This window comes from Motilimonas sp. E26 (genome assembly GCF_021278025.1).
GTDB lineage: Bacteria > Pseudomonadota > Gammaproteobacteria > Enterobacterales > CBDFNC01 > Motilimonas.
The window spans coordinates 1-13,993 of record NZ_JAIBHJ010000019.1 but is presented as its reverse complement, the minus strand read 5'-3'; the positions used below and the strand labels follow the sequence as shown (position 1 = coordinate 13,993).

Sequence of the window (13,993 nt, the reverse complement as noted above, 5' to 3'; positions counted from 1 at the left end):
GGAACGCTAATTCAACTGAAAAATGTGCATTTCAGATATGATGAATATAAAAATCACTGGGCCACAAATTCAACTGCAAAATGTATGTTTAAGTTATGGCGAGCACGGCGCGCAAATATTAGGCCCGATCACCCATACTTTAGCTGCCGGTCAATGCCATGTGGTAATGGGACCAAATGGGGGAGGTAAAACGTCTTTATTGCGTTCAATGCTGGGCTTAACCCCATTCACTGGGCGCATTCATCTTGATTGGCCTAACGGCCGTGGCCGGGTTGCTTACGTGCCGCAAAAAGCCAGTTTTGAACCCAGTCTGCCGTTAACCGTGATGGACTTTATGTTACTTAACCAAAGTCAAATCCCACTGTTTTGGCGCCGCAAAGCGAAAACCATCAAGCGGATAAAAGACCAGCTTGGTGTGCTGGGCATGGTTGAAAAAGCAGAGCGTAAAATGGGCCGTTTATCGGGCGGTGAGCAACAGCGGGTGTTATTCGCTCAAGCCTTATTGGATGCGCCGGATCTCATTATGCTGGATGAGCCCGCCAATGGCATGGATGAGCAAGGGATAAGCTTAATTGAATTTTTAATCAAAGAATTAGTCACCAAAGGTGCCACCGTTGTGGCGGTACATCACGACTTAAACGCAATCAAACGTATCGCTCATCAGGTGCATGTTATAAATAAAACCTTGCTAACCAGTGGTAGCGTAGACCAAGTGTTACCTAAAGCGCAGCCGACTGACTTTGTGAGCTTATGCCAGCTTAGTCAGCATCAGTCTAACCATCAAATAAGGGCGATGGCGTGATCCAAAGTATTCGAGATGGCGCGGCTTATGCGGCCGAGCAAGGTTGGTTAAGTGAAAGTTTTAGCTATGGCTTTTTGATTAATGCATTATTAGCGGCGCTTATTTTAGGGCCTATTTTAGGTGGTTTAGGCACATTAGTGATAGCTAAACGCTTGGCATTTTTTTCTGAAGCGGTGGGCCATGGCGCATTAACCGGTATTGCCCTTGGTATTTTGTTAGGCGAGCCAGTGCAAAGTCCACTGGTTGGACTGTTCACCTTCTGTATGGTCTTTGCTCTATTGCTGCACTTTGTCCGTAGCCGAACCCAAGTGCCTTATGACACCTTAGTTGGGGTGTTTTTGGCGTTGGCCTTGGCCGTTGGGGCGGCGATGTTGACCTTTGTTGCGCGTAAGGTCAACGTGCATATTTTAGAAAATGTGCTGTTTGGTTCGATTCTAACGGTGACGGATCAAGACCTATGGCTATTGTTGATCAGCTGTGTGGTGATTCTGGCTTGTTTACTGCCAACGTTTAACCGTATTTTGTTGAGTAGTATCAGCCCTGACATCGCTAAAGTGCGAGGTGTGCCAGCTACATTTTTCGATTATCTATTTGTCATCATGATCACTTTAATCACTATTGCTGCGGTGAAAATGATTGGTGCCGTGCTGGTGGGCGCGTTGTTGTTGATTCCCGGTGCAACGGCTCGTTTATTTACGCCTAATATGAGCAGCTTTGTCCGTTGGTCTGCCGTGCTTGCGACCGTGAGTTGTTTATTGGGCACTTGGTTGCCAATGGAGCTGAAACTACCGGTGCCATCTGGTGCGGCCATCATTATGGTTTCAGCCACTTTTTTTCTGATTGCTTGTTTGTATCAAATTATTTTTAAGGAGCGCGGTAGTGCTGTCTAATCTTTATTTCGTCAAGTTGCCATGTGTTGCCATTATGCTGCTGAGCGTACTTGGTTTAGCCAAACCTGCGATGGCTGATAATGCAAACATAGTAACAACGACCCCAGTTACATTCATGTTAAGTCAGGCTCTCACCGTCAATACGCCATTGCTGTCAGACTATCTGGCACCCGCGCGTTATGGTTTAACCCGTATGCCTAACTGGTTTAAACAGCATGGCATTAACATGGCTGCAAAGGCAAAATCTGTGCAAGTGGCCGTGACACTCGGTTCGGTATGGGCCAGCGACCCGCTTTATTTGGCGATGCGAGAGCATAATATCAGCATTATTGAAGTGGATGCCGCGCAAGCCCTGCGGCCAAACGGCAAAAGTGTGATGTTTCAGCGCACCGAGCAAGGCGTATCACCTTATGTCTGGCTAAATAGTGCTAATTTGGTTGCGATGACCCAAATAGTAAGCCATGATTTTCAGCAAATTTGGCCCGAACTCGCGCCAGTTATAGCGCAAAATGAAGCTAATTTACTAAATCAAATTAAAGCGTTACGTTTATCACAGCAAGCCTATGTCAAGCAGCAGCAACTTGACGCTGTCGTGCTACTGTCACCCGAGCTTGAAGACTTAGCCGCAGGGTTACAGCTATACGTGTTACATCGTCAATTTAAGCCTGCATTAGCCTGGACCGACGCTGATAAAATCGCATTTGCACAAGCCCTTAGTGAGCCTAATGTCATGATACTCTCAACGCAAACGCTTACGGATAAACATCCTTTACGCTCATTGGTGTTGCCACAACAATGGTGGCAAGTTGATGCCATAGATAGATTAGGTAAGCAAGGAATCGAGCCCGAAGAGCCATTGCTACGTTGGCAGTTTTAACTTATCAATTAACAGTGTTGTCCCACTGTTTCACAAACGCTTGCAGTGGATTATCAGTATGGGTAGCTTGAATGTTATTGATGGCTTCAATCACCGCTTTCCCTGCTGGCGTTTTTGAACAAGCCATATAAACCTTAATCATTGGAGCCGATTCAGTAATGGCCACAGAGGCAAGCTCATCTTTAGCAAAACCTTGCTGAGCTTGTTCGTAGGAAATTATCCAAGAATATTCAATAATAAAGTCTACCCGACCCGCCAGCAGTCTATTAACGAATTGAGAGCTGAGTTTGTACTGAGTAGAAACATGCATTTTATCGTGATACTGATCGAGTATTTTATCGCGATTAGCACCATAGCTGCGTCCTGCTGCGATGGCAAATACCAGCTCATCTAAGTGCTTCATAACCGTTTCTAGACTAATAGGTTGCTCTAAAGATTGTTCCAGTTTTGCTTCCAATTGAGCCTTATTCCGAGCTAAAAAATAGAGCCGATGGGGGGAAAGTATTTGCAGTGGTTGTGAAAAATAAAGATCCTTTTCACGCGATTTATTTTTTAACATCGAGCTGCACACTAACTGTTTAGTTTGCGCCATCGTTAACAATCTTGGGATAGTTCCTTGTTTATTTACATGACGCCATTGCGGCATATATTGTTGAAACCAATTAACAGACTGGTTGGCAAATCCCATCCCCTTATTAGGGCCAGTAGCAATAAAACCGGGGGGAAGGTCATATTCCAGCCAAGTGATGGTTTCTTTGCCATAACTGGTGCCACTGAAAGCGCAAAGCAGTAAAATGAGCATGCTATAACGATACATATATTTTATTAACACCATAAGCCTGCCCTTTTTGCCCAGTTAATTAAGTGTAGGCAAAATGGTTGAATATGACTATTAGGCACAATTGATTGTTCGTGAGCATGTATTCAACAGCAACTAAGCTAAAACCAATTAAAATAATATTCAGTGATTACTCTATGCCTAAACAACTAACATTAATTAGAGGCTTACCTGGTAGTGGTAAATCTACTTTAGCGCAAACCCTTGATGGCGTTCATTTAGAAGCTGATCAATATTTTGTTAACGAGCAGGGCATTTATTGTTTTGAGCCAAGTTTATTACCAGCAGCACATCGGTGGTGTCTAGATAAGACGCGTGAGTATTTATTAGCGGGTCACTCTGTTGTCGTTGCTAATACGTTTATTGAACACTGGGAAATGCAACCTTACGTTGACTTAGCACGCTCCCTTAAGATCCCATTAGAGGTAAAGGTTTGTAAGGGGCAGTATGAAAATATTCATGATGTGCCGGCTGACACGATCAAAAATATGCGTCAGAAATGGCAGCACTAACTACCATTTCGATAGCCTCCAATCTGATAAATTTGTGAGCTTGTAAGCGCTATCACCGATTAACACTTGTGTTGTGACAGAACATCGCTTTTAGTGAATGTTATCAATGATATTCATTCGTTAGTGGTGGTTAATTTGGACGTGTTGCAACAGTTCTGCGAAGAATTAAGAAAATTTGTCTCTGAGAGTCGGGTGATTCTTGACCCTTTGCGCACATTAGCTTATGGGACCGATGCTAGCTGTTATCGGTTGGTGCCCAAAGCGGTATTATTACTTGATAATGAAACCGAAGTGAGCCGCGTATTACAACTGGCGGCTGAATTTGCTTTGCCTGTCACCTTTCGCGCTGCCGGCACGAGTTTATCGGGCCAAGCGATTACCGACTCTATTTTAATCAAATTAACCAACAGCTGGCGCAATCATGAAATACTCAATGACGGTAAGTTAATTCGCGTGCAACCAGGCCTTATTGGCGCGCGGGTCAACCAAATTTTAGCGACATTACAGCGCAAAATCGGTCCTGATCCGGCTTCCATTAATAGCTGTAAAATTGGTGGGATTGCGGCCAATAACTCCAGTGGCATGTGTTGTGGCACGGCGCAAAACTCGTACAGTACCTTAAAAGCGATGCGGCTTATTTTAGCCGATGGGACGATATTGGATACGGCTAATGAGCAAAGTAAGCACGATTTTAGGATTAGCCATAAACATCTGCTACATGAGTTGGCGCAATTAGCGATTCAAACCAAAAATGACGCGCAATTAGCCACGTTGATCAAGCATAAGTTTCGCCTTAAAAATACCACGGGTTACAGTATTAATGCCTTGGTCGATTTTACCGACCCTATTGATATTTTGATGCACTTAATGATTGGCTCAGAAGGAACGCTTGGCTTTATTTCAAACATCACCTATCACACCGTGCCAGAGCAACCCTTTAAAGCGAGCTCTTTAGTGGTGTTTGAAAACATTGAAACCACCTGTTTGGCGGTGGCCAAATTAAAGCAAATGAACGTGGCAGCGGTTGAACTGATGGATGGTGCAAGTTTACAAGCCATTGCCGATAAACCTGATATGCCAGCCTTTATTGCTCAGTTAAACATTAACAATGCTGCGTTGTTGATAGAAACCCGCGCGAATGATCAATTTATGTTAAGCCAGCAAATAAGCCAGTTGGCAGAGGTTTTAGCTGAGTTTAAACCGATAGATAGTATCGCTTTTACTCAAGATCGTGCTACTTGCGAGCAACTTTGGGCGATTCGCAAAGGGCTATTCCCAGCGGTAGGCGCGGTGCGTGATACAGGCACCACGGTAATTATTGAAGACATTGCAGTGGCCGTAGAGCAATTAGCCAGCGCCACACGCCAACTGCAGCAATTATTTTCAGAATATGGCTACCATGAAGCCATTATTTTTGGTCACGCCCTTGATGGCAACTTACACTTTGTGTTTACTCAAGATTTTAATAGCCCAGCGCAAATAGAGCGTTACCAGAATTTTATGCAAAGGGTAGTGCAGCTCATTGCCTTAGACCACCAAGGATCGTTAAAAGCCGAGCACGGCACGGGGCGTAACATGGCACCGTTTGTCGAACTAGAGTGGGGCAAAAAAGCCTATGAGCTAATGTGGGAAATTAAAGGGTTGTTAGACCCTGACAATATTCTCAGCCCAGGAGTGGTGCTCAGTGAAGATCCTTTTATTCATTTAAAAAATCTAAAAACCTTACCAGCTGCCGATGCCATTATTGACAAATGTATAGAGTGTGGCTTTTGTGAGCCCAACTGCCCAAGTAAAGATCTCACCTTAACTCCGCGCCAACGTATTGTTTTATGGCGGCATATTCAGCAACGGCGTAATCTTGGTGAAAGTGAAAAAACCTTAAAGCCTTTACTCGATGCCTTTCAATATCAAGGCATTGATACTTGCGCCGCCACCGGTTTATGTGCCGACAGTTGCCCCGTTGGCATTGATACCGGCGCCCTAATTAAACAATTACGTAGTCAGCAACTGGCAAGCCATTCCAAACTTGCTAAGTGGAGTGCGGCGAACTTTGGTCGCGTCACCAACTTAGCCAAGCACGGCTTAGACCTCGCTCAATTAACCAGTCGTTTACTTGGCAGAGACGGATTAAAACGTTTAACGGAAGGGCTAAATCACGCCAGTGGCCATCGTTTTATAAAATGGAGTCAATTTACCCCCGTAAGCGCGCCGGATTTCAGTGCCATACAAAACTTGGCGGCTAATTTACACGTGCAACCTGAGCAGGAACAACCGACCGTGGTTTATTTCCCAAGTTGTAGCAGCCGTGTGATGGGGCCAGATCCCGACATGGCAGCGCACGGCGAGTTGAGCTTAATGGAAACCACCATTGCGTTATTACATAAAGCAGGTTTTAGAGTGATTATGCCGGAAGCCACCACCGAACTTTGTTGTGGTATGGCTTATCAAAGTAAAGGCAGAATGAACTTAGCCCGGCAAAAATCTCACCAACTTGAGCACGCGCTGCTTACTACCAGTGAGCATGGTAAATATCCAATTTATATGGATACCAGCCCTTGCGCAATGACCGCTAATGCGGGCATCGCCTCCACCTTGAAAATTTATGATTCAGTTGAATTTATTGATCAATTTGTGTTGCCGCGCTTAACCCTAACACCACTTGATGAGCCCGTTATGCTGCATATTACTTGTAGCACGCATAAACGCGGCTTAGCCACGACAATGCAGCGTATTGCTGCGCAATGTACAACCAACTTAATCGTGCCTCCTGATATGCAATGCTGTGGTTTTGCCGGTGATAAAGGCTTGCTATTTCCTGAGCTCAATACGGCTGCGCTGGCAGATCTAAAAGGGCAAGTGCCTGAAGGTTGTCACATTGGCGTCAGCAACAGCCGCACTTGTGAAATTGGCTTGTCAGAGCACAGTGGTATTAGCTACAAGGGATTGGTCTATCTGGTGAATCAAGTGAGTGAAGCGCTAAATTAAGTGATCATAATGGCGAGAAATATTGTGGGAGTTAACCCTATTAAACAAGTGAGGGTTGAACAAAGTGGCGCGCTACCCAGCAAATGGGTAGCGCGCTTAGTTTACGTGTTTGTCTTTATTCGATGTAATGCGCGATCAAAATCAGCACCGTGATTGACACGCTGATGAGCTTCATGTTCAAGACCAATGTCTTTTAAAATATGAGCGCTCAGTTGCTGCGTGCTTAGAGCCTCAATTTTTTTCTGCTTTTTAACGGTTCGTTTAGTGTCTAATTGAATAAAGAAATCAGCAAGGGTTAAATAAATTGATTGAGCCATGGGTGTATCCTCTTTTTAGTTAAAGAGGTCAATGGAAAAAACAGCTCACAATAGAAGGGACTAAATGGGCCGTGTTATCCACGACCTCAAATATATTAGGTGGTGAATTTATTGTGTTGTTTTACCTGCTCGATCGCCTTGGTGACGGACGATACCTGCGGATAGACGAGTAGAGATCTGCACGGTGTTATGCATAGGCTTATTCATGTGATCTCCTTTCGTTAGCAATAAATTCAAAAAATAAGTACTAGCCAGTGTGGGTTTGATGCCGCAGTGACTAGATTTGATATATTAATGACTTAATTTCTTTTGGCAAGCTGTAATTTTTTCAATTTAGTCATTAACTAGCTGTTTTTACTTCACTTAATGGTGTAATGATGAATATTTATTTAGCGTCGTTAATTGTGTCAGGGAGGCAAATAATATGGGGTGATCACCTAAGCTTAAGCATTATATTTTGCAAATTGGTCTGAGCTAATATTAGTTTCGATATTTTAGGACTGAATAAGCCAAGCACTTCGGCGCAAATATGGACAATCAATCACGATTGAATGTAGTTTTTATGCAACGTTTTCGAATAATTTTTCGGATTTAATTTAGTTAAAAATATTTTAAAAATTATCTTCTATAACATCTTTAACTATGCAGCCTGCTCTTTCGCTGTAATCATAAGGTTGATACCATTTTTAAAGTCCTAGCCTTGGTTCATTTACTTGCTTTAACAGCCGAGGAAGCGCATCTTGCGTTCCCGCATGGCTTCTGGATAATACCCCCAACCAAGGAGTTTACATGGCAAAACGAAATAACCCTTCCCCAGAAGTGGTTGCAGAAGCAATGCAAGTAGCAAAAGCCACACAAAAACCGGGGCAGACCATTACATACGGGAAATATAATGTAAAGAAGCAATAATGCATTAGGGGACTATTGAAATAGAAATTTATACTTTTTAACCTTTACAAAAAGAATAAGTAGTCTAATTGTTAAATATACATAACATACGGTGCTTTTTGTAATGGATTTTAGAGTAGATAAAGTCGCTATAAACAATGTTCAGCATGTCTGTTTTATTGATAAAGATCATTCACCCATCACCATAAGTCAGGTTATTAATTGGGCTAATACATATATAAGTAAAGAAAAAGGCCACAATACCATCACATCGCAAACTGTGGAGGCGAAGCACTTACTCGTAGGCTTGAATTATTTTACTTCTCATCAGATAGATCTTGTAAAGCGAGTTGCTTCAGAGCAATTTCTCACTGAGTCCGAAGTATCTGACTTTTCAAGACATTGCTTTAAAAAAGCTTCAATTATTCAACAGGATAATGAGCCTAGATGTAAGGTTTTATCATTTTCATCAAAAGATCTACTATCTCCCGCCTTTAAAAGTGCAACATTTCAAGCTCAAAGAGTAGCTAATGGGACCGCTGCCGCTAGAATTAAGACCATGAAAAACTTTATCGAGTACTTGCACAAGAGGTTGCACAATACCTTTACCGGTAAAATTCAAAATTATAGCCGTACCATTAGGAGCTTTACACTTGAGATCAAAAAGGCAAAAACTGAAAAACACAAAGTTATTGATGTTGATAAGCCTATCTTTGATGAAGAGGTGATCCGCGCTATCTTCGAGATAACCCAAGAAAGACACCCCGAGAATCCTTTTCGACCTAGAAGCCAATGTCGAAACCGATTAATTCTCGATACGTTTTTCTGTACAGGAATGCGTAAAGGAGCCTTATTACAAGCTAAAACGTTGGATTTACATGATGAGAATATTGAGTTTATTGCAATTGTAAATCGCATTAATATTGATGATCCAAGACTTCACCGACCTACACAAAAAACACAATCTACTACTGCGCCTATTGAACCTCAATTAATGAATAATTTAAAAAGGTACATTAACGTTTCACGTAATACGCACCCGTCAGCGGAAGAACACGATTATATTTTTATTTCAGAATCTGGAAAAACGGCAGGACAGCCACTGAGTAAAACAGGCGTTGATTACATTTTTAAAACCTTATCTCTTGCTATAACACATAAATTGGGAAGAAGCGTCAATGTAACCCCACACATGATAAGGCACTACTGGAATTTGGACTTTAGTGAAAAAGCTCGAGATGCGGGAATATCAAAAACTGAGACTGAAAGGCTCCGTAGGCATATTATGGCTTGGAGTGCTAAATCTACCATGCCTGATGTATATGATATGTTCGATAGGCTTCGACAAGTAAGAAATATAAAGCAAGGTTTTCAAAATGATCTATTTGATGAGAAAGAAAATGGCTTTAATTAACGCATTAAATTACAGAAAAGACCTTTATCTTACAAGAACGGCTAAGAACAAAGCTTTCGAGTTCATTCCTGCTGCTCAGGAATGGCAGCTTGATATTAAATGGAGAATGAATTTACGTTTTATCCATGAATCTAATTTATCGAAAGAACAAAAAGAGGACATAATTTCTCTACTGGCATTCAGAGCACAGCATTTGTCCCAAAAGGGTCTAGAAAAAACGATCTGGGGGCTTATTGCTATTTTCAAGGAAAGACCTAATACCTTTACCGCAAGTAGCTTTGATAAAGCTTTTAAAATATATGTTCCAGATAGTTATAAAGGTGCTATTAAGTACTCTATCAAAGCATTTATTAATGCCGCTAATGAATTTAAAAGCCAAGTCTTCAATGCTTTCTATCTAAATCATTGCCAAAACTTGGGAGGAAGAAATGCTAAAAGGAGACATTTAGACTCCGCAAAGGGAGCACATACACCTGCTGAGTTCGATTCTCTTTTTGAAGGGGCTCGTATGCTGATCCAAAAAATGCATCAAGAGCTGGATAAACCACGTCCGTTTTATGCGAAAAATAAAAATTCCAGTGTTGGCTTTTTAATGGGCGGGATGCTATGGATCTTGATGCTCTCCATTCTCAGAAGGCCTGTCCAGTTGGCTCAAATAAAAATGGGCGACTTTAGAACAAGTGACGGTGAGTTTGTAGGGTGGGGCAGCAGTAATTCAACTATTCTGATGGATTACGATGAACTTAAGCTCCAAACTTACCGAGCCAAAACTGGTTTACCCCCTCGTTCTGACTTGGATACAGATTTACACCTCTTAAATCGCCAAAACAGCCTGCTCATTTTGAAATACAGCTCCAAGCTTTTTCTAGAACAAATACACCGTCTCAAGGAAGTTGGTATAACCCTGTCTCCATCAGAGACAAAAGACTTATTTAAGAAATATCCCATATTTCCATCGTACACAGCCCTCGTTAGTTCAAAGCGATTTGGAAGTAAATGTGATATTTTACAGTATCTTAGTTTTGATACGCTTGCTGGGCATTCGGATGTTAATTCTCTAATTACATTATCCCAAATAGCTGCAGAAAATATATTAAGACCAATCTATTTTTCTGATCGAGTGCCAGATCCTGCAAGGGTTTCTGGAAATAATCGAATCCGACATACAGTTCTTACATCTATGGCGAGAGAAGGTGTGGATGTGCATACACTTGCTGCTATCACAGGAGTATCAGTGAATTCAGTAAGAATGTATGTTGATATGTCGCCTGAAGAGCGCATTTTGGTAGATGAAATACTAGGGAAAAATGCTGCCCTTTCAAGCTTTGGTAAGGTTCGTATTCAAGACCAAATGTATGAAGATGACGACTTGGCATTTAATGAATACGGTGATTCTTTTGGCTCTCATGAAAAAAGTTCTCGCTGTACTGGCTGTAGAGAAGTTCTCCCCGTACCATTAAGTTGTTATGGTTGTGATAACTTCAATGCTTTCGTTGATGCAGATCATACATCAGAGCGTGATAAAGCAATAAAAAAATACAAGTTTAATATCAATAATGGTCAGTCAGAGGATTCTCTTAAACGTTTGGCGAAAGCTATTGAATATATAGATATTACTATCATTAAATGTGAGCAGCGTAAGTATCAATTAATGGAGATAGGCACCCATGATTAATATGTACCTGAATAGAATGATTAATGATTTTGAGGTAGAAAAATGGGACCCTCGGTTAAAAAATCATGATGATAGCTCCTTCCCTTTAGTGGTGAGTGATAAATTAGAAATAAAACCTTTTCAAGATAAGTCCGAGTATTTAATTTTTGCGAATAAACACAAGGCTAACATGATGATATCTCGTCGAACACCTTTGAAGGAAGCTTGGTTGCTTCCAAGAGAAACAAAAATGGTGTTTGCCCTCTATCTTAATTATAAACTATCATCTAGCACTATCTCTTCTGCTAAAAGTATCGCGCAAAGAGCACTATCAATTCTGACTTTGAAACCTTACCTAATACATGAGCTAACTCAAAGTAAATACTTAGAATTTATTGATGTAGAGAAAAGTACCAATCTTGTTCGCTTTAATGACTTCATTAGTTGGTGTGTAAGTAAGCAATATTGTGAAGGTATTCGCACCCAAGAGTTAGCTATTTGGGATACGTATGACGGCGCAAAGCGGATAAAAGAGAAGCTCCCAGAAGTTTCTAGTATAATTGCGCTAGGAGATATATTTTGTCAAACTATCCCCGAGAATAAGGCTTTATGGAATATATCTGCTAACTCAAAACAAGCCAATGCTATAGCCTCTATGTACTCAGCACTTTGCTTGGCTTCTCCAAATCGAATGTGTGCCGAAATAATAACCTTACAAAGGCAGAATCTTTTAAAATTTGAAGTAATAAAAAAAGATGATAAGAGCCATAATTTATATTCTCTTATTTGGCAGGGAAGTAAGAAATATAAAGATAACGAAAATCACATTGGTGGTTGGATGGTTGAGCAGATCAATCGAGGTATCGAGTACTTTGATTCAGTCACATATCCTTATCGAATTTTAGCTGAATTTTGGGTGAACCAAGACAGTACTATAAAAATGTTATTCCCAGCAATGAATGCCACGGTTAAAAAGCGTCTAATTAAGACTAAGCTCTCACTTACTAGTATCCCAAGCTTTATTCAGCTTGGTTATCTCTTGGGTTTTTATGAAAGTGAAAATTTTCAGCTTAATATCAAAGGTAGAGAGAAGCAGAAGTCAAATATTCACATTTCAATGCTGGACAAGAACTTTAGGGTATATTGTAGTGGCGATTCGGGAGTTGGTGAATTGCTTGGATTTTCAAGGCTAAGTCCGCAAGCCAAAATCTTTGTATATGGAAACAGTTACTATGGCCAATTTCATTCTATCAAAGAACTTCAACTATCGACCTTTCAAGCATTTACAAAAACATGGGCGAGCTTTCCATACCTATCTATGGGAGATGGTAGAAATAAGAGGCACATCACAAGCGCAATGTGGTGTTTTAATGGTGCATCTATTGGTAGGGAAGGTGGTTTTTACCAGCTTGTATCTGCCAGTACTATAGAGGGTCTTATCAAAAGAAAGCTAACAAGAGGGGAGCTTCTTAAGGACTTTGGTTTCTCAGCTCGTTTGAAGGTTACCCCGCATATGCTTCGGCATTACATGAATCATCATGGCTATATCAATGGGATTCCTGACTATATTTTAAATATATGGTCAGGTCGACATGATTCTAAACATTTGCTTCATTATATTCATGAAGAAGATGAAGACAAACTTGCTCGCATTCCCATGCTTACTGAGCAAGTTAAACTAGACAACATTAAGGTGAGTAGTGAAGTAGAGTTTGCTAATGCTAGAGGGGGGATATCAGGTTCGACGAGCCGCACTTCTGTTGGCTTTTGCAGTAAAGATTTGCGTTTCTCTCCCTGTCAGTACCTGTCTAAATTTGAGACTCAATGTACTTTTTGTGAGCACTCGTGTCATATTGCACACGATGAGGTTGGTATTAAGGTTTTAAAAGAAGATTATGAGATACAATGTGAGCGTCTAGATAATCACCTTTTATCTCCTAAAAGGAATAATGAGAATGCAAGAAATTGGTTTAAGATGCACAAAGCAAATGTTTATTTACTTGAGCAACTGATTGAAACATTGGAGGATAAAAGCATTGATGCTGGCTCAATAATTAGGGTAATAACTGATAATCAACAAATTCGTATTGCAGATTTAAAAAAACAAAGAATATCGCACAAACAACTTCGGCTAGATATTATGGACGAAAATATACAAGCCGGTTTAAAACTGCTTAACTATAAGCCAGAACCGACAGATAGAGACATAGAAATGAAAACCTTTATAGACGATTTGTGGAGCCATTTGTAATGGCTAAACCGATCTTAAGCATGACAGATGTCCGAAATATTGAAAAAACACTTAGTTCTTGGAATGGCAAGCTTACTTGGGACTTGCTTGTTGTAAGCGTCAAAGACAAATTCAACATTAATACGACAAGGCAAACCCTTAACACATACGGTTCAATTAAAGCGGGATTTACTGATGCAAAACGCCGGTTAAGAGGGGTCCCAAAATCGGTGACGACGAATCCTAATATTACCTTAAAACAAGCCGAGCTTGTCACTCGAATTGAGGGACTTCAACGTGATAACGAACAGTTAGAAAAGCAACTTAGTTATCTAAAAGGCTTGCTTCATGTTATTAATATAGAAGCATCGGAGAAGAACCCACTTTTGAATGAAGTGCTTGCGTCCGTGAAACGGAACTACATCAATTAAATTCCCTGATCAACTGCCGAAAAGAAACACTGGCTGTTCTGGCGGAATTAGCCATTACACTTTCAACTTTGTAATTATTGTAGTGGTACAACTATTTTGGCCACCTGATTAGAGGTGATAAGATCACCGTAACTAAGCAGGTATCAATATGTCAA

The 13,993-nt window shown here is 41.0% G+C and carries 11 protein-coding genes; 9 read left to right on the top strand and 2 right to left on the bottom strand.

The features are described 5' to 3' along the window. Positions 1–37: 37 nt before the first annotated feature. Genes K1M91_RS15075 through K1M91_RS15065 form a run of 3 tightly spaced genes read left to right on the top strand, consistent with a single transcriptional unit; the run spans position 38 to position 2,569 of the window. Complete coding sequence (locus K1M91_RS15075) at positions 38–802, top strand: metal ABC transporter ATP-binding protein (protein WP_232802883.1); 765 nt, start codon at positions 38–40, stop codon at positions 800–802. Next, on the top strand, positions 799–1,692 hold the full coding sequence (locus tag K1M91_RS15070; RefSeq protein ID WP_232802882.1) for a metal ABC transporter permease: 894 nt from the start codon (positions 799–801) through the stop codon (positions 1,690–1,692). The genes K1M91_RS15075 and K1M91_RS15070 overlap by 4 nt, the downstream gene beginning before the upstream one ends. Beyond that, positions 1,682–2,569 carry an ABC transporter substrate-binding protein gene (locus tag K1M91_RS15065; protein WP_232802880.1) on the top strand — a complete coding sequence of 296 codons (888 nt, stop codon included), beginning with the start codon at positions 1,682–1,684 and terminating at the stop codon, positions 2,567–2,569. The genes K1M91_RS15070 and K1M91_RS15065 overlap by 11 nt, the downstream gene beginning before the upstream one ends. Before the next feature lie 4 nt (positions 2,570–2,573). Here K1M91_RS15065 and K1M91_RS15060 read toward each other — a convergent pair whose 3' ends face one another. Continuing rightward, a complete protein-coding gene (locus K1M91_RS15060) occupies positions 2,574–3,404 on the bottom strand; it encodes a transporter substrate-binding domain-containing protein (protein ID WP_232802878.1) in 831 nt (276 codons plus the stop codon). Positions 3,405–3,544: 140 nt separating this feature from the next. Here K1M91_RS15060 and K1M91_RS15055 point away from each other — a divergent pair, with 140 nt between their 5' ends. Both K1M91_RS15055 and K1M91_RS15050 read left to right on the top strand, forming a co-directional pair. Beyond that, the gene (locus tag K1M91_RS15055; protein WP_232802876.1) at positions 3,545–3,919 is read left to right on the top strand and encodes an ATP-binding protein; all 375 of its coding nucleotides are present in this window, start codon (positions 3,545–3,547) and stop codon (positions 3,917–3,919) included. A 93-nt stretch (positions 3,920–4,012) separates the two neighbouring features. Then, positions 4,013–6,904, top strand: coding sequence for an FAD-binding and (Fe-S)-binding domain-containing protein (locus K1M91_RS15050; RefSeq protein WP_348983268.1), 2,892 nt, complete (start codon positions 4,013–4,015; stop codon positions 6,902–6,904). 101 nt (positions 6,905–7,005) lie between these two features. On the opposite strand, the gene K1M91_RS15045 is transcribed toward K1M91_RS15050, so the two are convergent. After that, positions 7,006–7,221: a hypothetical protein gene (locus tag K1M91_RS15045; protein WP_232802874.1), complete on the bottom strand. Its 216-nt coding sequence runs from the start codon at positions 7,219–7,221 to the stop codon at positions 7,006–7,008. A gap of 1,012 nt (positions 7,222–8,233) precedes the next feature. Between K1M91_RS15045 and K1M91_RS15040 the strand changes: the two genes are divergently transcribed. The 4 genes from K1M91_RS15040 to K1M91_RS15025 are packed head-to-tail and all read left to right on the top strand — an operon-like array spanning position 8,234 to position 13,838. Further along, positions 8,234–9,523: a site-specific integrase gene (locus K1M91_RS15040; RefSeq protein WP_232802873.1), complete on the top strand. Its 1,290-nt coding sequence runs from the start codon at positions 8,234–8,236 to the stop codon at positions 9,521–9,523. After that, the gene (locus tag K1M91_RS15035; protein WP_232802872.1) at positions 9,498–11,198 is read left to right on the top strand and encodes a hypothetical protein; all 1,701 of its coding nucleotides are present in this window, start codon (positions 9,498–9,500) and stop codon (positions 11,196–11,198) included. Before K1M91_RS15040 ends, K1M91_RS15035 begins: the two co-directional genes overlap by 26 nt. After that, positions 11,191–13,428 (top strand): hypothetical protein, encoded by a 2,238-nt coding sequence (locus K1M91_RS15030; protein ID WP_232802871.1) that lies wholly within the window; start codon positions 11,191–11,193, stop codon positions 13,426–13,428. Before K1M91_RS15035 ends, K1M91_RS15030 begins: the two co-directional genes overlap by 8 nt. Then, positions 13,428–13,838: a hypothetical protein gene (locus K1M91_RS15025; RefSeq protein ID WP_232802870.1), complete on the top strand. Its 411-nt coding sequence runs from the start codon at positions 13,428–13,430 to the stop codon at positions 13,836–13,838. The genes K1M91_RS15030 and K1M91_RS15025 overlap by 1 nt, the downstream gene beginning before the upstream one ends. Positions 13,839–13,993 lie beyond the last annotated feature (155 nt).